Source organism: Kitasatospora sp. NPDC056731, assembly GCF_040687675.1.
GTDB lineage: Bacteria > Actinomycetota > Actinomycetes > Streptomycetales > Streptomycetaceae > Kitasatospora.
Genome location: NZ_JBFBNR010000046.1, coordinates 1 through 19,653, shown reverse-complemented (window position 1 = coordinate 19,653; position 19,653 = coordinate 1). Strand labels below are relative to the sequence as shown.

Genomic DNA, 19,653 nt, shown 5'->3' with positions numbered 1-19,653 from the left:
GGTGCTCACTGGCAGGCCTCGCAGGACTCGGGGTTCTCCAGGGAGCAGGCCAGCGCGGCCTCCTCCTCCGGGGTGAGGGTCGGGGTGTTCACCGGCACGGGCGCGGACGCGGACGCGGGCGCGGCGGCGCGGGCGGCACCGGAGGCGGCCTGGGCGATCCGGGTCGCCGGGCGCGAGCGCAGGTAGTAGGTGGTCTTGAGACCGACCTTCCACGCGTAGGCGTACATCGAGCTGAGCTTGCCGATGGTCGGCGCCGCCATGAACAGGTTCAGCGACTGGCTCTGGTCGAGGTACGGCATGCGGGCCGCGGCCAGGTCGATCAGCGCGCGCTGGGGCAGCTCCCAAGCGGTGCGGTAGAGCGAGCGGACCTCGGCGGGCAGCCAGCCCAGCTCCTGGACGGAGCCGTTGGCCTCGCGCAGGGCGTCGCGGGTCTGCTGGTCCCAGACGCCGAGCTCCTTGAGCTCGCGCACCAGGTACGGGTTGACCTGGAGGAACTCGCCGGAGAGCGTCTCGCGCTTGAACAGGTTGGAGACCTGCGGCTCGATGCACTCGTAGACGCCGGCGATGGACGCGATGGTCGCGGTCGGCGCGATGGCCAGCAGCAGCGAGTTGCGCAGGCCGGTCTCGGCGATGCGGGCGCGCAGCGCGGTCCAGCGGTCGGCCCACTGCGGGGCGGCCGTCGGGAAGTGGTCGATGTGCAGTTCGCCGCGGGCGGCGCGGGTCTCGCCGTAGGCCTCGTGGCGGCCCAGCTGCTCGGCCAGGTCGGCGGAGCGCTCGTACGCGGTGAGCATGATGCGCTCGGCGATGAGGGTGGACAGCCGCGCGGCCTCGGCGGAGTCGAAGTCGATCCGCAGCTTGAAGAAGACGTCCTGGAGGCCCATCACGCCGAGGCCGACCGGGCGCCAGCGGGAGTTGGAGGTGCCGGCCTCGGTGGTCGGGTAGAAGTTGATGTCCACCACGCGGTCGAGGAACGTCACGGCGGTGCGGACGGTGGCGTCGAGGCGCTCCCAGTCCATGGCGCCGAGCAGGTCGTCGACGGAGGCTCCGGGGGTGACGTGGGCGCCGAGGTTGACCGAGCCGAGGTTGCAGACGGCGGTCTCGGAGTCGTCCGTGACCTCCAGGATCTCGGTGCACAGGTTCGAGGAGTGCACCGTGCGGCCGGGCAGCGCGGTCTGGTTGGCGGCGCGGTTGGAGGCGTCCTTGAAGGTCATCCAGCCGTTGCCGGTCTGCGCCAGGGTGCGCATCATCCGGGCGTACAGGGTCTGCGCGGGGATGGTGCGCACGGCCTTGCCGGCCAGCTCGGCCTTGCGGTAGGCCTCGTCGAAGTCGGAGCCCCACAGGTCGACGAGCTCGGGCACGTCGGCGGGGGAGAACAGCGACCAGTCCTCGTTGGCGTTGACCCGGCGCATGAACTCGTCCGGGATCCAGTGCGCCAGGTTGAGGTTGTGGGTGCGCCGCGCCTCTTCGCCGGTGTTGTCGCGGAGCTCCAGGAACTCCTCGATGTCGGCGTGCCAGGTCTCCAGGTAGACGCAGGCCGCGCCCTTGCGGCGGCCGCCCTGGTTGACGGCGGCGACCGAGGAGTCGAGGGTGCGCAGGAACGGGACGATGCCGTTGGACTTGCCGTTGGTGCCGCGGATCAGGCTGCCGCGCGAGCGGATGCGCGAGTAGGACAGGCCGATGCCGCCGGCGTGCTTGGACAGCCGGGCGATCTGCGCGTAGCGGTTGTAGATCGAGTCCAGGTTGTCCAGCGGGGAGTCGAGCAGGTAGCAGCTCGACATCTGCGGGTGCCGGGTGCCGGAGTTGAACAGGGTCGGCGAGGAGGTCAGGTACTCCAGCCGGCTCATCAGGCCGTACAGCTCGGCGACCTCGCGCACGGACTGCTCGCTGTCGCCGACCGCCAGGCCGCAGGCGACGCGGAGCAGGAAGTGCTGCGGGGTCTCGATGACCTTGCGGGTGATCGGGTGGCGCAGCAGGTAGCGGGACTGCACGGTGCGCAGGCCGAAGTACTCGAAGCGGTCGTCGCCGTGTACGTCGATCAGCGCGTCCAGGGTGGCGGCGTGCTTGGCGACGAAGGCGGCGGTGGTGTCGCCGATCAGGCCCTCGTCGTGGCCGACGGCGATCGAGGCGGCGAAGGAGCGCGAGCCCTGGCTGTTCGCCTCGTCGACGATCTCCAGGGCGAGCAGCCGGGCGGCCAGCTTCGAGTACTGGGGGTCCTCGGCGATCATCGACGCGGCGGCGTCCACGGCCAGCCCGCGCAGCTCGGCGAAGTCCGAGCCGGCGTGGCGGCCGCGCAGCGCGGCGGCGGCGACATGGCCGGGGTCCACCTGGGGGAGATCGACGCTGCGGTCGGTGAGCAGCCGAAGGAGCGCGCCGCCGGGGTCGGAGACCGTCGGGTCGGTGGGGGCGGGGCCGGTGCCCTGGGCGGGCAGGGTGGCTGAGGCAGCGGTGGTCAAGGCGCTCTCTCCTGGCGGCGATCGGCGGCGGTGATCGGGGGGTACCGGGCCGTTCGGGGCAGGGGAGCACGGCACGTACGCAGAAAGCGTCGCGCGACAGTGGCGTCCCCGGCCCGCCCGCGAGGCCCGGAAGGTAGTTCTCGTGCTGGCGCGGCCTCTGCGGGAGGGCCCGTGCGCACACCGTCGGCAGGTACTCGGACTCGCGGGGCGGCTGCTGGAGCCGCCCGCTCACCGCTGCGGGGCAGTCCCGGATTCGCACCGGGTTCCCCTGCATCGACAGCAGGATTGAGCATACATCTTGTGGTGTCTCTCTGATGCGACCCCACATGTAGTACGGCGCGGTGTGTCGGAGCGATAACCGGGGGTGCTGGGAGGGGGCGGGTCGTGGCCTTGGGGCGCCTCGGATCCGGGCTCCCGGGGCCCTGGTTCCGGGCTCCCGGCGCGCTGATTCCGGGCTCCGGCGTCCTGGTTTCGATACGGAACGGTCACCGGGCGGACCGGCTGGCGGGGGCATGCCCTACGATCTGGGCGCATGAGCGAGCGAAGCGCCGAGGGGCGCGTTTCGCGAAGCGATCATCGAGCGAAGCGAGGGGGCGCGTGAGCGACGGAACTGGCGCACCCGGGCAGGGTCCGCAGGGAACGCCTCCCACCGGGCCGGGGGACGCGTACGGTCAGCAGCCGCCGGTGGTGCCCGGTCCGGTGTTGCCGCCGAGCGGGGGCTTCGGGCCGCCGCCGGCCTCGTACGGGCCTCCGGTGCCGCCTCCGCAGCCCGGCCCGCCGGGGCAGCCTCCGCTGCCGCAGCCGGGCCAGCAGCTGCCGCCGCAGTGGCAGCCGAACCCCCAGGCGCACCCCCAGCCGTACCCGCAGCCCCAGGCGCCGCAGCGCGCCGAGCCGAACTGGCAGGCGCTGGCGGACCGCAACGCGGCGGACGACAAGCGCCGCCGCCGGCTGCGGGCCCTCGGCGTGGCGGTCGCGGTCGTCCTGGTCGGCGGCCTGGTCGCGGGAGGGACGGTGCTGCTGACGAAGGGCGACGGCGACAAGCCGCCCGCCGGGCCGACCGCCTCGGCCTCCAACCGGCCGTCCTCTGTCGCGCAGAGTGCCGCACCGAGTGCCGCCCAGAGCACCGCGCCAAGTGCCGCCGGCACCCCGGGCGGCGCGCCGGACGACCCGTCGAAGCCGATCTGGGAGGCCGCCACCGACCCGGCGCCGCAGGACGCGGGGGCGCTGTTCTCCGCGCTCCAGGTGACGGTCAACGGCGCCACCTGGAACCGGACCTTCGTCTCGCTGGACTCGCCCTGCTGGGACGGGAACTCGACGACCGGCGGGCTCGGCAAGGTCCTCGGTGACCAGGGCTGCCAGAAGGTGCTCCGGGCGACCTACGTCTCCGGCGACAGCGCGGTGACCGTCGGCGTCGCGGTCTTCGACCACAAGATCCAGGCCGAGACCTCGATGAAGAGCTACACCGGCCACCTCAAGGGCGCCGTCGCGCCGGGCGCGCCGGCCTTCTGCGCCACGCCGGGCTGCACCAACACGCACAACACCCTGGGCCGGTACGCCTACTTCACGGTCGAGGGCTCGGCGAAGGGCGGCGACACCGCCGACGCCGCCGCCACCGCGGCGGCCGCCGGTTTCGGTGAGCACGTGAAGGGCCAGCTGCTCCAGCGCGCCAAGGCCGCATCCGCGGCCGCGCCGGGTGCGCCGGGGGCCGCCGCGGCCGGCTGATCCGCCGTGACACCCCGGCCCCGGCGGGTTCGCTCGCCGGGGCCGGGGGAGTGTGGCAGGCTCTCGGGGCAGTCATTCGTACGAGTGTTCCGGTTGTGTCCGCCTGGGCCGGTGCCGGCGAGCAACCGGAGGAGCGGTCCGTGGCCCTGCCCAGAGCCCTGCGCGGCAAGCCCGCCGTCCTGGCCGCGGCCGGGGTCGTGGTGGCCGCGGGCGCCGTGGCGCTGTTGCAGCGCGACGGCCGGGCCGACGGCGAACAGCCCGCCCGCGTCCCGGTGGCGGTCGGTTTCTCCGGCCGCACCCTGCCGCCGGAGGTCGGCCGGGACCTGCTCGCCCGGGACCCGCAGGCCTCGCCGAACGCCCGGGCCGTCCAGCAGCTGCTCGCCGACCTGGAGGGGCAGGCCCGCACCGGGCAGAGCGGCGGGACGGTGATCGGCCAGCACGTCGAGGCGCACAACGAGCGCAACAACCCCGAGTACGGCGACTACCGCGGCACCAAGCAGGTCGGCTACTACTACAAGAAGGCCGCCGACCTCACCGGCAAGCTGCCCGGCTTCGTCGAGACCGACCTCGGCCCCGGCTACGGCCAGACCGGCTGGGGCGTCGGCGACCCGCGCTCCTACTCGGCCGGCCGGTGGCCCACCTGCCGGGCCGGCTGGCAGTACACCGACGACGCCGTCGACCTGCTCTCCGCCGTCTGGTCCGGCCACCCGCGCGCCGACGACGGCAGCTACGGCACGGCCGGCGTCCAGCACAACTGCGACGGCACCACCACCGAACTGCCCGACAACGGCGGGGGGCCGGCCGGGATCGTCGGCATGTCCTTCCACCAGCCCTACCCCGGTTCGGACGTCAAGTCCTTCGAGCAGGTGCTCTGTTCGAACTCCCCGGCCGCCAAGGACAAGGGCTGGTTCGGCCGGGTCGTCGACAGTGCGCACGACACCCCCGAGTACCGCGCGCTGATGACCGACCTGTCCTACCTGGCCGACCACCTGGAGTACCTGGCCGCCCACGACGTGCCGGTGCTGCTGCGCCCGTACCACGAGATGAACGTGCAGGACTGTGCCCGCAGGTTCTGGTGGTCGGGCCAGAAGCCGGCCGACTACCAGGCGCTGTGGCGGATCACCTACCGCTACCTGGTGGAGACCAGGGGCCTGCACAACCTGCTGTTCGTCTGGACGCCGGTGTCCTGGGACGGAGCCCCCGGCGCGGACCCGTGGGACTACTACCCGGGCTCCCAGTACGTCGACGTGGTCGGGGTGGACGACTACAGCGGCAGCCCCGCGCGCCCGATCGGCACCGGCGAGGTGTGGACCAAGCGGTACTACGACGGGCTCGCCGCCTACGGCAAGCCGCGGATCCTGGCCGAGTCCTTCGCCGTCCCGGTCAACTCCCGCCAGCCGGACACGCTGCGGCGCACGCCCTGGACGATCTGGACGGTGTGGGGGCAGTCGCTCACCTCGGACAACCTGACGCCGGACCAGCCGCGCAACTCCGGCGCGGACGTCAACGCCACCTACCACAGCCCGCTGGCGCTCACCGGCGGCGCCGGCCCGTTCGGCGCGAACGTCGACTGGGGTGGCCTGCACGTTCGTTGAGCCGCCCCGCGCGTTCGTCGAGCCGCCCCGCACGTCCGCCGAGCCGGTCGCCGCGAGGTGCGCTACACCACTGAATTCCGTTGAACGGCCAGAATACCGTGTCCGTTGTGCCGTGTGGCATCCTGTGGCGGCGAAGCCGAGGGGCTGACGCCGGGACGGGCCCGGCGGGGCGGGGGTGCGGGATGGGACAGGCACGTGCGATGCGCGCGGCCGGCGGCATCGCCGTCGGCTGGGGCGTGGTGCTGCTCGGCTGGGCGGCGTACAACTGCTTCGGCCAGGTCGGGTTCGCGACCTACGTCAAAGGCATCTTCTACTACGGCGGCACCTCGGTGGACGCCGAGACCGGCAGCCTCAACTACGGCCTGATCTACCTGGTTTCGGGAATCCTGCTGCTGCGCGGGCGCACCTGGGCGCTCGGGGTGGCGGCCGGCGTCGCACTGGTCGAGGGGTACAACCGGGTGCGCAGCCTGACCGGCGCGCTCCTGGACAAGCCGCAGCGGGAGTGGTTCACCAGCACCACCGAGGGCGGGCTCAAGCTCGCGACCTTCGCGCTCGGCGTGGTCGTCACCGCGGCGCTGATCCTGCTGCTGGCCCGGCTGAAGTGGCGGGAGCGGGGGGCGCCGGAAGCCGCCGCGGCGTCGGGCGGACAGCTGCACTGGTCGCTGCTGCAGACGATCCCGGCCGAGCCGGCCCCGGGCCCGCAGCCGTTCCAGCAGCAGCCGTTCCAGCACCAGCCCGCCTGGCCGCAGCAACAGCAGCAGCCGCCGCTGCCGCAGCCGCAGGCCGCCTGGCCACCGCAGCCGCCGTTCCAGCAGCAGCCGCAGCCCGCGTGGCCGCAGCAGCCCCCGGCGCCGCAGTCGCAGCCCGCGGCCTGGCCGCAGCCGGCGCCGGCCCAGCCGTCGCAGCCGGTGCCGTACGCGCAGCAGCCCACCCAGCCGGCCCCGCACCCGTCGACGCTCGCCCAGCAGCCGTGGCCCGCCGCGCCGCCGGTGACGCCCGGTCCGGTCGCCCCCGGCCCGGTCGCGCCCCCGGCCGACCGCCCGCCGACGGACCGTCCGCCGGCCGACCGCCCGCCGCAGCCCTGAACCTCCGCGGGCCTGAACCTCCGCGGGCCTGAACCTCCGCGGGCCTGAACCTCCGCAGCCCTGAACCTCCGCGGGCCTGGACCTCCGCAACCCCGGACCGCCAACGAACGACCCGGCTCCCGCACGGGATCGGCCCGACAGCAGACGAGGAGCGACTTTCGCCATGCCATCGACAGCCCCCGCACGGACGGTGCTCACCACGTCCCGCGAGGCCGCCCGGCTCGCCGAGCGACAGATGTCGTGGAAGCCCCGGGTCCTCCCGTTCTACTTCTCCTTCACGGTCATCTTCGCCTTCTCGGTCTGGGCCTACGTGCCCAACCCCACCCCGCTCGGCTGGACGATCACCATCCTGTGGGGGATGCCGGTGTTCGGCGTCCTGATCGGCTTCCAGGGCGTGCTGATGGTCCGCCGCCGGCTGCGCCAGGTGAGCCGGATGACGCCGGCCGTACCGGTCGAGGACGACTTCCTGATCGTGCTGGTGCCGACCATCGGCCGCCACGACACCTATCCGGCGCTGGAGCGCTCGGTGCTCTCGTACGTCGAGCACCTGCCGGCCTACTTCCCGTGGATGCGGGTGGACGTCCTCACCGAGGAGGGCTGCGCGGCCGCCGAGAAGATCGACGGGCTGGCCGCCCGCAACCCGCTGATCCGGGTGGTGACCGTGCCGAAGGCCTACGAGACGGCCAACGGCACCAAGTTCAAGGCCCGCGCCAACCACTACTCGCACGAGCTGCGGATCGAGGAGGGCGAGGCCGAGGACGACGTCTGGGTGCTGCACATGGACGACGACACCGGCGTCGGCCCGGACACCGCCGCCGCCGTCGCGCAGTTCGTCAACCGGCAGCGCCGGGCTGGGGACGACGCCAAGCACATGGCGCAGGGCATCCTGACGTACCCGCGGGAGAACGCCGTCTCCACCTTCACCTGGCTCGCCGACGCGATCCGCCCGGCCGACGACATCGCCCGCTTCCGCGCGATGACCGGCACCGGCACCCCGATCGCCGGCGTGCACGGCGAACTGCTCCTGATGCGCTCCTCGGTGGAGGCCACCATCGGCTGGGACTTCGGCCCGAAGACCATCGTCGAGGACGCCCAGATGGCGCTGAACTTCTGCCAGCGCTACCCGGGCCGCAGCGACTGGTTCAACGGGCGCTGCTACGGCGCTTCGCCGGCCGGGGTCAAGGACTTCCTCAAGCAGCGCGAGCGCTGGGCCTGGGGCCTGGTCGCGCTCTGCTTCAACAGGACGATCCCGCTGCGGTACCGGCTGTTCATCGGGATGGGCATGGTCAGCTGGGTGCTCGGCCCGCTCCAGCACGTCGGCCTGGTGCTGCTGGTCGCCTGGTTCACCGGGACCTGGAACACCTCCCCGGTCACCCAGTCCGTGGTGCTGGTCTGGTCGATCAACTTCGCCTACGTCATCTGGATGTACTGGGAGGGCCTGCGCCTGAACGTCGTCGCCTCGGCGAACCACCGGCGCAAGTGGTGGGAGCCGATCGTCGTGGTGGCGGCCATCCCGCTGTTCTCGTTCCTGGAGGGCTGGGGCGGCCTGCGCGGGCTGGTCAAGTTCCTCAAGGGCGAGGAGAACAAGTTCGTCGTCATCGCCAAGCCGGCCTGATCGGAGGTCACCGCTGTGAAGCGCCCCGTCATCTTCATCCTGCCGACCGTGGTGGTCGCCATCACCGTCGGCGTCCCGGTGGTCTGGGGGGACCACCCGCTCAAGTTCGTCCACCAGCGCCCGACCGCCGTGCACTGGGCCGGCTCCGAGACCGAGCAGGGCCGGGTCTGGGGCTTCGGCAAGGACGCGCCGCCGGCCGAGGACACCGGCCCCAAGGTGGCCCGCCCGTGGGCCGAGGGCAGCCCCGAGTGGGGCGTTCAGGTGTACTGGCTGGACGATCCGGCGGACCCGGACAACTTCGTCCAGGGCAAGGTCGACCGCATCGTCAAGTACGTGGTCGGGCTGAACGCCAACTCCCTGTCGGTGACCTTCCCGTACTACACGACGGGCACCAGGTCGAACGCCGTCGCCGCCCGGCCGACCACCCCCACCCCGGAGCGGCTGGCCCTGCTGCTGGACGCCGCCCACCGGGCGGGCCTGCGCACCACCATCCGTCCGATCATGGACGAGGACGTCTTCGACTACCTCAACACCCTCAAGTGGCGCGGCAACATCGCGCCGACCGACCGGGACGCCTGGTTCGCCAGCTACGCCGCCTTCCTGACGCCCTACCTGAAGACCGCCCAGGAGCACTCCGCGGCCGAGGTCACCATCGGCACCGAGTTCAACTCGCTGGAGGGCGACCCGCGGTGGCCCGGTCTCATCGACCAGGCGCGGAAGACCTTCCACGGCGAGCTGGTGTACGACGCGAACTTCGACAACTGGTCCAAGGGGCCGATAGCGGTCCCGGCGGACGGCACGGGCGTGGACGCCTACCCGCCGGCCAAGTCGGCCGGTGACGACGCCCCGGTCGCCGACCTGAAGGCCAGCTGGAACGCCTGGCTCGACAAGCGCGGCAGCGGTCCGCAGCCGACCACCAAGCTCACCGAGGTGGGCATCCCGGCGCAGAAGGGCGCCTACAAGACGCCCGGCGAGTACTACAAGAAGACCGAGCTGAACGAGGCAGTCCAGGCGACCTGGTTCACCGCGGTCTGCCAGGTGGCGCAGGAACGCAAGCTGCGCGGGCTGTACTTCTGGTCGCTGTACTTCGGCATCGACCCGAACCTGCCGACCAACAAGGACACCCCGCGGATGGACTACGCCGGGCGCCCGGCCTCCGAGCAGGCGATCCGCGACTGCTTCGCGCAGACCTACGAACTGCCGCCGTCCTAGGCGCCGGGCTAGGGAGTGGGCTAGGGAGTGGGCCGGCTGGGCTTGGCCGAACTCGGTTGGCCCGTCGGCTTGGTGGTCGTCGGCGCAGGGGTCGGCGCGGCCGTCGGGGTCGGTGTCGAGGTCGGCGTCGGGGCGGCCGGGGGCGGCCCCGACGGCGGTCCGGTCATTCCGTCCGCGATCTGCTGCTCCAGCCACGGCGTCACGAACCGCATGCCGGCCGGAGTGAGGTGCACCCCGTCGTTGGCGGGGGTGACCCAGTGGCCGTCGCGGTCCTTCCACGCGCAGGTCTCGTACGGGCAGAAGAAGGTGTTGAGGTCGACCAGCCGGACGGCGCCGGCGGTGGCCTTCACGTAGGCGGCGACCTGCTGGTCGTAGCAGGTGCCCCAGCCCTTGTTGATGGCGCCGTTCTCGACCCGTTCGTTCATCAGCAGCACCCGGGCGCCGGGCGCGCGGCGACGGACCTGGTCCACGGCCTGGGTGAGCTGGGCGGTGTAGCGGCTCTTGTAGTCCTCCTCGCAGGGGCTGAGCCAGCTGCCGTCGAGGTACTGCTCGGCGGCGTCCCAGCCGAGGTGGATCACGACGGCCTGCGGGGCGGAGCCGGCGAGCTGCCGGTCCCACGCGGCCGCCCGGTCGCGGCACTCCCGGCTGGTGTCGAACTCCTCGCCGGAGGTGGTGCGCACCTTGTCCGGGTCGAACACGCCGCAGCCGCTGATCCCGCCGTCGACCACCCGGTAGCGGTCGCCGTGCCGGTAGAGGCCGGTGGCGAGGTCCTGGGCGAAGGAGTCGCCGAGGACGAGGACCGCGGGCTTGCCGCTCGGCCCGGACCGCATGTCGTACTGGACCCAGGTGGGCAGGTACCAGGCGCCGGTGGTGGCCACCGCCGTGGCGACGGCCAGCAGCGGGACGGCCGGGAAGGCCCGCCAGCGCAGCACCCGCAGCTTCTCGGTGCCGGTGTGCATCAGCCAGGCCAGCACCCAGGAGAGCGGTGCGCCGATGGCGAGCAGCAGTTGCGGCGAGATGTCGTCGACGTAGTGCTGGAGCAGCCAGTACACCGGCAGGTGGAGCAGGTAGAGGCTGTAGGAGATGGTGCCGGTGAGCCGCAGCGGGGGCAGCGACAGCAGCCGGACCAGCGGGCCCCGGTCGTGGCAGAGCGAGGCGACCAGGACGGCGGCCAGCGCCGCGACCACGGCCAGCCCGCCCTGGTAGAGCAGCGGCTGGTGGTAGCCGCTGACGGACAGGCTGGCCCAGACCAGGCCGCCGAGGGCCGCGGTCCCGAGCAGGGCGGGCGCCAGGGTGCCGGCGGCTGCGGAGCGGTCGAGCAGGCGCCGCCGGGAGCGGGTGGCGCCGTCGTCGTCGGGGGCCGCCGCGCGGACCTGGCGGCGCAGCCGCAGGTAGACCGCGAAGGCGGCGGTGGCACCGGCCGCGAAGCCGACCGCGCGGGTCTCGGTGCCGAGGTAGAGGCGGTCGCTGTTGTCGCCGTTCCACATCAGCGGGGCGACGAGCGCGGCGACGACGAACAGCCCGGCGGTGACGACGCCGGTCGCGCGCAGCGAGCGGCGGCAGAGGCCGAAGACCGCGAGCAGCAGCAGCGGCCAGAGCGCGTAGAACTGCTCGGTGATGCTGAGCGACCACATGGCCGCGAGCGGGTCGATGGAGGCGAAGTGCTGCCAGTAGGCGTCGCCGCGGGCCAGTTGGGCCCAGTTGGCGACCTGGCCGAGCGCGGCGAGCGCCTGCGGGCGGAGGTCCTTGACGTCCCGTAGCGGGCTGACCAGTGCGGACAGCGCGACGACGAGGAGGACGGTGGCGAGCAGTCCGGGCAGCAGCCGCTTGGCCCGGCGGCGGTAGAAGACGCCGAGCCGGATGCCGTCGGTGCGGTCCAGTTCACGGATCAGCACCAGGGTCACCAGGAAGCCGGAGAGGACGAAGAAGACGTCCACGCCGAACAGGCCGTTCTGGAACCAGTTGGTGTGGTAGAGCAGGACGGAGGCGATGGCGAGGCCGCGCAGCCCGTCGACCGCCGGGAAGCGGACGGAGGGCGGCAGCGGCCCGCGCGGCCGGGGCGCCGGTGCGGGGATCGCGTAGCGGCTGGTGGCCGGGGGCTCGATGCCCCGGGACGTGCGCATGTCCTGGAGCGTGGGGCTGCTCGCGGGCGTGCCGAGGCCGGGCCCGTCGTCCATGTGGTGCGTCCCCCCGGGATCGGTCGGCTGCCGCGACGTGGCATCAGACGTGATCTGTGGTTTATATCAAAAGACGTCCGTTGATCGTCTGTCGGTCACCGGGGAGGGGTAGGGCCGACGACGCCCCGGCCGGGCTCAGAACGCCAGGCTGTAGACCATCAGGTCCATGCCCGGGTACGGGGACCAGTCGCGCTCGGGGGTGCGGCGGAAGCCGGTCCGCTCGTAGACGCGGTGGGCGGCGGTCATCTGCGGGCGGGTGGAGAACGCCATGCCGTCCAGGCCGAGTTCGCGGCTGCGGGCGATGGTGGCGCGGACCAGGGCCTCGCCGACGCCCCGGCCGCGGGCGGCCGCGGCGGTGGCGAGCATCCGGATCTCGCCCTCGCGGGGGCCGGCGATGTCGGCCCACTCGGTGCCGCCGACGGCGTAGGTCACGCAGCCGAGGACCCGTCCTTCGGACTGGTCGACCGCGACCAGGAGCTCGGCCTCCCGGGCCCGGCGGGCGGCGTCGCGCAGGAGCTCGACGTAGCTGCTCTCGGGCGAGGTGTGGCCGTCGCCGACGAAGGCCTCGACGGTGATGCGGCCGGCGTCGTCGAGGTCCTCCGGAAGGGCCTGGCGGATGAGGATGTCCATCCCGTCAGTGTGCCGGAGCCGTCCGGGGTGATGATCTCCGGGGTGGCCCGGACCGGGAGGGTGGCCGGGTCGGCGGAGGGGCGCAGCGAGGCGGCGGGCATGGTGCCGTACAGCCGGTCCAGGCGTTCCGGGCCGGCCGGGTAGCCGCCCGGGCGGTGCCAGTTGTCGCGGCCGGTGGCGGCGCCGCGGGCGACCTCCCGGCCGATCAGGGTGCCGAGCAGGCCGAAACCGCCGACGGCCCCGACCAGGGCGATTGCGCTTGCGAGAGTGCCGGTGTCCATGGCTCCACTCTGGTCGGGTGGGGCGGCGGCCACGAGTGGCAGGAATGACTGATCTCATCGAAAAACTGCCACCCGGGCCTGCCCCGGCCCTTCCGTCGTCGGTGCTGGCCGGGGCATCCTGGGCGGCATGCTGAAGAACGTGGTCGCGGTGGTGCTGGAGGAGATCCACCCCTTCGAGCTCGGTGTCGCCTGCGAGGTCTTCGGCCTCGACCGCACGGCCGACGGCCTGCCCGGGTACGACTTCGCGATCGCCGGCGCCCGCCCCGGGCCGCACACGACGCACGCCGGGTTCGCGGTGGACGTCCCGCACGGCCCCGAGCGGCTGGCCGGGGCCGACCTGGTGGTGGTCACCGCGACGACGATCCGCCCGGAGTACCCGGAGCCGCTGCTGGCGGGGCTGCGCTCGGTGGTGGCGGACGGCGGCAGGGTGCTGTCCATCTGCAGCGGCGCCTTCGTGCTCGGCGCCGCCGGGCTGCTGGACGACCGCCGCTCCACCACCCACTGGCGGCACAGCGAGGACCTGGCCCGGCGCTTCCCGCGGACCGCCGTCGAGCCGGACGTGCTGTACGTGGACGACGACCCGGTGATCACCTCGGCCGGGACGGCCGCCGGCATCGACGCCTGCCTGCACCTGGTGCGCAAGGCGCAGGGCGCCGAGGTGGCCCGGGGGATCGCCCGCCGGATGGTGGTGGCGCCGCACCGGGAGGGCGGGCAGGCCCAGTTCGTGAGCCGCCCGCTGCCCGGCGGCGACGGCGACTCGCTGGCGCCGCTGCTCGACTGGATGCGCCACCACCTGGACCGGGACTGCACCGTCGAGCAGTTGGCCGCCAGGGTCCACATGTCCCCGCGCACCTTCGCCCGCCGCTTCCAGCAGGAGACCGGCACCACGCCGCACCGCTGGCTGACCGGGCAGCGGGTGCTGCTCGCCCAGCGGCTGCTGGAGTCCACGGCCGAACCGGTGGACGCGATCGCCGCCCGCTGCGGCTTCGGCAACGCGGCCGCGCTGCGGCACCACTTCGGGCGCCGGCTGGGGACCACGCCGCTGGCCTACCGGCGCTGCTTCGCCGGCCCGGACGACGAGGCGTGACCGGAGGAGGAGGCGCGACCGGGCGAGGGCTCGTGACCGGCGGTCAGTTCTCCAGCGCGAGGTGGTCGACGCTGTTCCAGCGGTCCGGGTGCAGCCGCCCGTCCTGGGCGCGCCACAGGCTGGTGGAACAGTTGCGCACGGGCGCGAGCGCGGTAAGCCGTTCCTCGGTGAGCCGCTCCAGTACGTAGCGCAGCATCAGCACCGTGCAGTCGTGCGCGACCAGCAGGACGGGCCGCCCGGCCTCCTCCTCGCAGAGGTCCCGCAGCAGGCTGCGCACCCGCAGCGCGACGTCGGCCCAGGACTCGCCGCCGGGCGGCCGGTAGTACAGCTCGCCCATCTTGCGCCGCCGGGCGGACTCCTCCGGGTGCTTGGCCTCGATCGCGGCCCGGGTGAGCATCTCCAGGACGCCCAGCTCGCGGTCGCGCAGCCGCTCGTCGTGGCGCACGGTGAGGGTGACCGGGACGGCGCCGAGCCCGGCGGCCTGGGCGAGCGCGATCCGGGCGGTCTCGGTGGTGCGCACGTACGGCGAGCACCAGACGCTGCGCGGGCGGTCGGCGCTGGGCAGGGCGGCCCACCAGCGGCCGAGTGCCTGGGCCTGCTGCTGGCCGTGCAGCGACAGCGGGATGTCGGCGTCCCGGCAGCTGATCGGGACGCTGAGCGCGCCGGCGGCCTCGGCCAGCTGGAACTCGACGTTGGCGGTGGACTCGCCGTGCCGGGTGGCGATCAGCAGGGACGGCAGCCGGGTGGCCGACGCCGGGCGGTGGGTGGTGAGGTGGTGCGGGCTCTGGGTGGACTGGTGCTGGCCGTTGAGGGTGGTGCCGAGTTCTGCCATGGCCGCGTGCTCCCCGTGGGTCGATCAGTTGCCGGCCGGTCGCCGGTCCGGTCTGGTGGTGCCCTGCGAAGGCGGCTGTTCATACATATGATCGCGCCGCCTTCTCCAGTGTTCACGGAGAGGGCGGCGCGATCACAGGGCGCGTGCGGCGCGAATCAGTGCGCCGCTACGGGCTCCGGCGCGTTCTTCGGCTCCTCGTCGCCGGCCTCGGCGCTGTAGTCGGCGGGCCTGGTCTCGTCCGGGCCCTCGGGCGCCTTGACGGCGCGCAGCACCAGGGTGAGCGCCACCGCGACGATCAGGTTGAGCGCGAAGGCGGTCAGGCCGATGTAGCCGATCTCGCCGATGCCGGGGATCGCGGCCGCGTTGCCGCCGAAGTGCTTGGTGGCGGGGCTCGCGATGCCGTAGGCCTTCCAGGTGCCGTAGGCCATGCCGGCCGCCCAGCCGGCGAACAGTGCCCAGTGGTGGAACCAGCGGGTGAACAGGCCGCCGACGATCGCCACGAAGGTCTGCAGGATCCACAGGCCGCCGAGCAGCTGGAGGTTGATCGCGGCCTGCTTGTCCATGCCGAGCACGAAGACCAGCGCGCCGACCTTCACCAGCAGCGAGACCAGCTTGGCGATCCGGGTCTCGTCCGCCGGGGTGGCGGCGGGCTTCAGCCACTCCTTGTAGACGTTGCGGGTGAACAGGTTGGCCGCCGCGATCGACATGATGGCGGCCGGCACCAGCGCGCCGATCCCGATCGCCGCGAAGGCCACGCCGGTGAACCAGTCCGGGAACATGTCGGCGAACAGCTGCGGCACGGACAGCTGGGCGTTGAACTTCTTGTCGCCCTTGCCGACGCCCGCCGCGATGGCCATGAAGCCGAGCAGCGCCAGCAGGCCCAGCATCAGCGAGTACGCGGGCATGAGCGCCATGTTGCGGCGCACCGTGCCGCGGGACTTGGAGGCCAGCACGCCGGTCACCGAGTGCGGGTACATGAACAGCGCCATCGCCGAGCCCAGCGCCAGCGTCGCGTACGTCCACTGCTTGTCGCCCGGGAGGGTCAGCGAGCCGGCGGACTTGGGGGCGCTGAACTTGTGCGCGGCCGCGTCGAAGATGTGCCCGTAGCCGCCGAGCCGGATGGGGATGTAGATCACCGCGACGATGATCACGATGTAGATCAGGGCGTCCTTGACGAAGGCGATCAGCGCCGGGGCGCGCAGCCCGGAGGAGTAGGTGTACGCGGCCAGCACGCCGAAGGCGAGGAACAGCGGCAGGTCCTTGACGAACCAGTTGGCGTTCTCGCCGCCGCCGACGCCCAGCACGTCCAGCACCGCCTGGATGCCGACGAGTTGGAGCGCGATGTACGGCATGGTGGCCAGGATCCCGGTCAGCGCGACGACCAGGGAGAGCGGCCGCGAGCCGTACCGCCCGCGGACGAAGTCGGCCGGGGTGACGTACCCGTGCACCCGGGAGACCGACCAGAGCCGGGGCAGGAAGAGGAAGACCAGCGGGTAGGCGACGATCGTGTACGGCACCGCGAAGAAGCCCGCCGCACCGGTCGCGTAGACCGCCGCCGGGACGGCGACGAAGGTGTACGCGGTGTAGAGGTCGCCGCCGAGCAGGAACCAGGTGACCCAGGTCCCGAAGCTGCGGCCGCCCAGGCCCCACTCGTCCAGGTGCGCCGCGTCGTCCGCGCGGCGCCAGCGGGAGGCGAGGAATCCCATCACGGTGACCAGGGCGAAGAACAGCACGAAGACGGTGAGGGCCGTGACGTTGACGTGGCTCATCGCGCGCCACCGGCCTTCCGCGCCGCCTTGCGGGCCTTCTCGTCCCGGTTGATCAGCAGGTACGCGGCCACGGTGAACACCGCGGACACCGGCACCCAGAGCAGCTGGTACCAGTAGAAGAACGGCACCCCGCCGACGCCCGGGTCGGTCTTGTCGTACGAGGACACCCACAGCATCGCGACGATCGGTACGAGCAGGGCGAGCCCGGCCAGCACCCGTTCGGGGGTCACCGCGGGCACCTGGTCCCCGGGTGGCTCGGGCATGACAGGTTCGACGGTATCGGGATCAGACGGCATCTTCGGCTCCGCTCCGGAGGGTTCTCCCCGTCGGCGCCGCAGCCCGCGGGGCACCGCACGCCCCCGCGAACCCGCCGAGCAGCACCATCGGTGATCGACAGTCAGTACGGCTGCGCAATCTAGGGCATGGAGTGATCCATGTCACCGGGGTCGGCGCAACTTCCCGCCATCCGGACGGCTACCGGTCGTATTCGACCGGTACTGTCCCTCCCGTGACGCGAACGGGCACCGGCGCGCGCGGGTCGCGCGCGCCGGTGCCCGTGGTACGCGGGGGGAGTGCTCCGCCCTGAACTACTCCGCCCTGAACTACTCCGCCCCGAACTGCCTCGCCCGAACTGCCTCGTCCGAACTGCTCCGCCCGGATTACTCCGGGCGCTTGAGCCGGGTGATGAACTTGTAGCGGTCGCCGCGGTAGATCGAGCGGACCCACTCCACCGGGTCGCCGTCGGCGTCGAAGGAGTGCCGGGAGAGCTGGAGCATCGGCAGCCCGAGGTCGGAGCCGAGCAGGCCGGCCTCGCGCGGGTTGGCGAGGGTGGTCTCGATGGTCTCCTCGGCCTCGGCCACGGTGACCCCGTACACCTCGCGCAGCGCCGCGTACAGCGAGTTGTGCTTGGCGAGGTTGCGCCGCAGTGCGGGGAAGCGCTTGGCGGACAGGTGGGCGACCTCGATGGCCATCGGGTCGCCGTTGGCCAGCCGCAGGCGCTCGATCCGCAGCACCCGGCCGCCGGGCTTGATGTCGAGCAGCGGGGCGAGCCGGTCGTCGGCGGTGATGTAGCCGATCTCGATCAGCCGCGAGGCGGGCTCCAGGCCCTGGGCCCGCATGTCCTCGGTGTAGGAGGTGAGCTGGAGGGCCTGGGCGACCTTGGGCTTGGCGACGAAGGTGCCCTTGCCCTGGATGCGCTCCAGCCGGCCCTCGACGACCAGTTCCTGCAGCGCCTGGCGCACGGTGGTGCGGGAGGTGTCGAACTGGGCGGCCAGCGCGCGCTCGGGCGGGACCGGGGTGCCGGCGGGCTGGGTCTCGGTCAGCTGGAGCAGGTGGCGCTTGAGACCGTAGTACTTGGGGACGCGCGCGGTCGGGTCGGCGCCGGCCTGCGTCGGGAGGTTTTTCACCTCGGGGTCGTTGACCTGGGCGGTGGTTCCCCCGTCGCTGCTCATCGGACCTGTTCTCCCGCTTCTCGCGGGGCCTTTACGGGCCCCGCCACATAGTTAACGGGTGACATCGTTGCATGTATGGCTACGGAACGAATACCTCATCACGCGATGAACGATGTGCGGTGTCGGCTTGATAACGGGTGGTCCGGATCGGTCGAACAGCCGTTGACAGGCCCATTGGTCTAGGCCAAGCTCCAGGCATCTGGTCTACACCACTAGGCCGGACACTATGAATCCCCCCACCCGCTCGAAGGGGTCCGCGGCACCTTTCCCCCCGCTTTACGTGGGTCTGCCGCTGCCGCCCGACGGGGGTAACCCAGGCATCCCTCAGGAGGATGGCGTGAAGCGTCAGCTCATCGCGGCGGTCGGCGTCGCAGCAATGGTCGTCGGCCTGGCGGCCTGTGGCTCGGACGGCAAGAGCAAGGACAACGCCGGTTCGAACTCGTCGTCCGCGACGGGCGCCAAGAACTACAGCGGCAAGACGCTGAAGGTGTGGCTGATGACCGGCTCCGCCCCGAAGGGCTGGACCGACGCGGTCAAGAGCGAGTTCGAGACCGCCTACCCGGGCTCCAAGGTCGACTTCCAGATCCAGGAGTGGGACGGCATCGGTCAGAAGGTGACCGCCGCGCTGTCCGAGGGCTCGGTCGACGTCGTCGAGCTCGGCAACACCCAGACCTCCGGCTACGCCGCCTCGGGCGGCCTGCTCGACATCACCAAGGACAAGTCGGCCCTGGGCGGCGACGGTTGGAACGCCAACCAGAACGAGGCCGCCCAGCTGGACGGCAAGCAGTTCGCCGCCCCGTGGTGGGTCTCCAACCGCGTCGTCGCCTACAACAAGGATCTCTGGGCCAAGGCCCAGCTGACCGACGCGCCGAAGACCCTGGACGAGTTCTACGCCGACCTGGACAAGCTGAAGGCCACCGAGGGCGTCGTCGACCCGATCTACCTGCCGGGTCAGGAGTGGTACACCTACTTCGGTCTGCTCGCCGGTGAGGGCGGCAAGATCGCCAAGAAGGACGGCGACAAGTGGGTCGGCGGCCTGTCCTCGCCCGAGGCGCAGAAGGCCTTCGAGACCTACAAGAAGCTGCAGGGCTACTCGGCCACCGGTCCGAAGGACAAGGACGAGGCCACCCCGCAGCAGAAGGACGTCTTCGGCAAGGGCAACGTCGGCACCATGATCGCCCTCGGCTGGGAGCTCCCGGCGGAGAAGGACATGGCGAAGGACAAGATCGGCTTCTTCCCGCTCCCGGGCAAGACCGCTGACAAGCCCTCCGGCGTCTTCCTCGGCGGCTCGAACCTGGCGATCGGTGCGCAGAGCAAGAACACCGACATGGCCAAGGACTTCCTGAAGATCGCCCTCAACGACAAGAACGAGGGTGCGGTCGCCGCCGCCGGCAACATCCCGAACAAGGCCGCGCTGAACAGCCAGCTCACCGGCGACTTCGCGAAGGCCGCCCAGTCCGCCTCGGCGGTCGGCGCGGTCACCCCGATCACCCCGAACTGGGCGAGCGTCGAGGACAAGCCGAACCCGATCAAGGAGTTCCTGACCGCGGCCCTCCAGGGCGGCGACTACGCGGCCACCGCGAAGAAGTACGACGACGAGATCGCGAAGCGGCTCAACCAGAAGCAGTAGGCACCGAGCGGCGTGGGGAGGGCGGCGAGTTCGGACTTGATCGCGGCGGCGGTGGCCTTGCCATCGAGAATCTGGGCAGTCATGACCCCATTCTCCCGGATCGCGGCAAGCCGC

14 protein-coding genes and 1 riboswitch are annotated in these 19,653 nt (G+C 72.2%); of the genes, 7 read left to right on the top strand and 7 right to left on the bottom strand.

The window, feature by feature from the left end; translation table 11 throughout:
* Positions 1 to 5: 5 nt before the first annotated feature.
* Positions 6 to 2,429 carry a ribonucleoside-diphosphate reductase subunit alpha gene (locus tag AB0R04_RS32135; RefSeq protein ID WP_363377188.1) on the bottom strand — a complete coding sequence of 808 codons (2,424 nt, stop codon included), beginning with the start codon at positions 2,427 to 2,429 and terminating at the stop codon, positions 6 to 8.
* 191 nt (positions 2,430 to 2,620) lie between these two features.
* Positions 2,621 to 2,763: riboswitch (cobalamin riboswitch) on the bottom strand.
* Between the two features lie 443 nt (positions 2,764 to 3,206).
* Between AB0R04_RS32135 and AB0R04_RS32130 the strand changes: the two genes are divergently transcribed.
* The 5 genes from AB0R04_RS32130 to AB0R04_RS32110 all read left to right on the top strand — a co-directional run bounded on the left by AB0R04_RS32130 (position 3,207) and on the right by AB0R04_RS32110 (position 9,682).
* Positions 3,207 to 4,175 (top strand): hypothetical protein, encoded by a 969-nt coding sequence (locus AB0R04_RS32130; RefSeq protein ID WP_363377166.1) that lies wholly within the window; start codon positions 3,207 to 3,209, stop codon positions 4,173 to 4,175.
* 140 nt (positions 4,176 to 4,315) lie between these two features.
* The gene (locus AB0R04_RS32125; RefSeq protein ID WP_363377165.1) at positions 4,316 to 5,770 is read left to right on the top strand and encodes a glycosyl hydrolase; all 1,455 of its coding nucleotides are present in this window, start codon (positions 4,316 to 4,318) and stop codon (positions 5,768 to 5,770) included.
* A gap of 182 nt (positions 5,771 to 5,952) precedes the next feature.
* Positions 5,953 to 6,855, top strand: a complete 903-nt coding sequence (locus AB0R04_RS32120) for a hypothetical protein (RefSeq protein ID WP_363377164.1) — start codon at positions 5,953 to 5,955, stop codon at positions 6,853 to 6,855.
* Positions 6,856 to 7,018: 163 nt separating this feature from the next.
* Complete coding sequence (locus AB0R04_RS32115; protein ID WP_363377163.1) at positions 7,019 to 8,470, top strand: glycosyltransferase family 2 protein; 1,452 nt, start codon at positions 7,019 to 7,021, stop codon at positions 8,468 to 8,470.
* A 15-nt stretch (positions 8,471 to 8,485) separates the two neighbouring features.
* Positions 8,486 to 9,682: a hypothetical protein gene (locus AB0R04_RS32110; protein ID WP_363377162.1), complete on the top strand. Its 1,197-nt coding sequence runs from the start codon at positions 8,486 to 8,488 to the stop codon at positions 9,680 to 9,682.
* Between the two features lie 20 nt (positions 9,683 to 9,702).
* On the opposite strand, the gene AB0R04_RS32105 is transcribed toward AB0R04_RS32110, so the two are convergent.
* Entirely contained in the window at positions 9,703 to 11,859 is a 2,157-nt protein-coding gene (locus tag AB0R04_RS32105) for an acyltransferase family protein (protein ID WP_363377161.1), read from the bottom strand.
* A gap of 135 nt (positions 11,860 to 11,994) precedes the next feature.
* Positions 11,995 to 12,489, bottom strand: a complete 495-nt coding sequence (locus tag AB0R04_RS32100) for a GNAT family N-acetyltransferase (RefSeq protein ID WP_363377160.1) — start codon at positions 12,487 to 12,489, stop codon at positions 11,995 to 11,997.
* Positions 12,490 to 12,897: 408 nt separating this feature from the next.
* Between AB0R04_RS32100 and AB0R04_RS32095 the strand changes: the two genes are divergently transcribed.
* Complete coding sequence (locus tag AB0R04_RS32095) at positions 12,898 to 13,857, top strand: helix-turn-helix domain-containing protein (RefSeq protein ID WP_363377159.1); 960 nt, start codon at positions 12,898 to 12,900, stop codon at positions 13,855 to 13,857.
* 43 nt (positions 13,858 to 13,900) lie between these two features.
* Here AB0R04_RS32095 and AB0R04_RS32090 read toward each other — a convergent pair whose 3' ends face one another.
* The 4 genes from AB0R04_RS32090 to AB0R04_RS32075 all read right to left on the bottom strand — a co-directional run bounded on the left by AB0R04_RS32090 (position 13,901) and on the right by AB0R04_RS32075 (position 17,909).
* Positions 13,901 to 14,689: a histidine phosphatase family protein gene (locus tag AB0R04_RS32090; protein ID WP_363377158.1), complete on the bottom strand. Its 789-nt coding sequence runs from the start codon at positions 14,687 to 14,689 to the stop codon at positions 13,901 to 13,903.
* Between the two features lie 155 nt (positions 14,690 to 14,844).
* Positions 14,845 to 16,458, bottom strand: coding sequence for a monocarboxylate uptake permease MctP (gene mctP / locus AB0R04_RS32085; protein WP_363377157.1), 1,614 nt, complete (start codon positions 16,456 to 16,458; stop codon positions 14,845 to 14,847).
* Positions 16,455 to 16,721 (bottom strand): DUF3311 domain-containing protein, encoded by a 267-nt coding sequence (locus AB0R04_RS32080; RefSeq protein WP_363377156.1) that lies wholly within the window; start codon positions 16,719 to 16,721, stop codon positions 16,455 to 16,457. Before AB0R04_RS32080 ends, mctP begins: the two co-directional genes overlap by 4 nt.
* Positions 16,722 to 17,117: 396 nt before the next feature.
* On the bottom strand, positions 17,118 to 17,909 hold the full coding sequence (locus AB0R04_RS32075) for a GntR family transcriptional regulator (RefSeq protein WP_244293370.1): 792 nt from the start codon (positions 17,907 to 17,909) through the stop codon (positions 17,118 to 17,120).
* Between the two features lie 337 nt (positions 17,910 to 18,246).
* Here AB0R04_RS32075 and AB0R04_RS32070 point away from each other — a divergent pair, with 337 nt between their 5' ends.
* Entirely contained in the window at positions 18,247 to 19,539 is a 1,293-nt protein-coding gene (locus tag AB0R04_RS32070) for an extracellular solute-binding protein (RefSeq protein ID WP_363377155.1), read from the top strand.
* Positions 19,540 to 19,653 lie beyond the last annotated feature (114 nt).

What these genes read in the sequence shown, in the direction of transcription:
- AB0R04_RS32075 (WP_244293370.1), bottom strand. Translation starts at nt 17,909, where the DNA reads ATGAGCAGCGACGGGGGAACCACCGCCCAGGTCAACGACCCCGAGGTG.
- AB0R04_RS32095 (WP_363377159.1), top strand. Translation starts at nt 12,898, where the DNA reads ATGCTGAAGAACGTGGTCGCGGTGGTGCTGGAGGAGATCCACCCCTTC.
- AB0R04_RS32080 (WP_363377156.1), bottom strand. Translation starts at nt 16,721, where the DNA reads ATGCCCGAGCCACCCGGGGACCAGGTGCCCGCGGTGACCCCCGAACGG.
- AB0R04_RS32120 (WP_363377164.1), top strand. Translation starts at nt 5,953, where the DNA reads ATGGGACAGGCACGTGCGATGCGCGCGGCCGGCGGCATCGCCGTCGGC.
- AB0R04_RS32115 (WP_363377163.1), top strand. Translation starts at nt 7,019, where the DNA reads ATGCCATCGACAGCCCCCGCACGGACGGTGCTCACCACGTCCCGCGAG.
- mctP (WP_363377157.1), bottom strand. Translation starts at nt 16,458, where the DNA reads ATGAGCCACGTCAACGTCACGGCCCTCACCGTCTTCGTGCTGTTCTTC.
- AB0R04_RS32100 (WP_363377160.1), bottom strand. Translation starts at nt 12,489, where the DNA reads ATGGACATCCTCATCCGCCAGGCCCTTCCGGAGGACCTCGACGACGCC.
- AB0R04_RS32090 (WP_363377158.1), bottom strand. Translation starts at nt 14,689, where the DNA reads ATGGCAGAACTCGGCACCACCCTCAACGGCCAGCACCAGTCCACCCAG.
- AB0R04_RS32105 (WP_363377161.1), bottom strand. Translation starts at nt 11,859, where the DNA reads ATGGACGACGGGCCCGGCCTCGGCACGCCCGCGAGCAGCCCCACGCTC.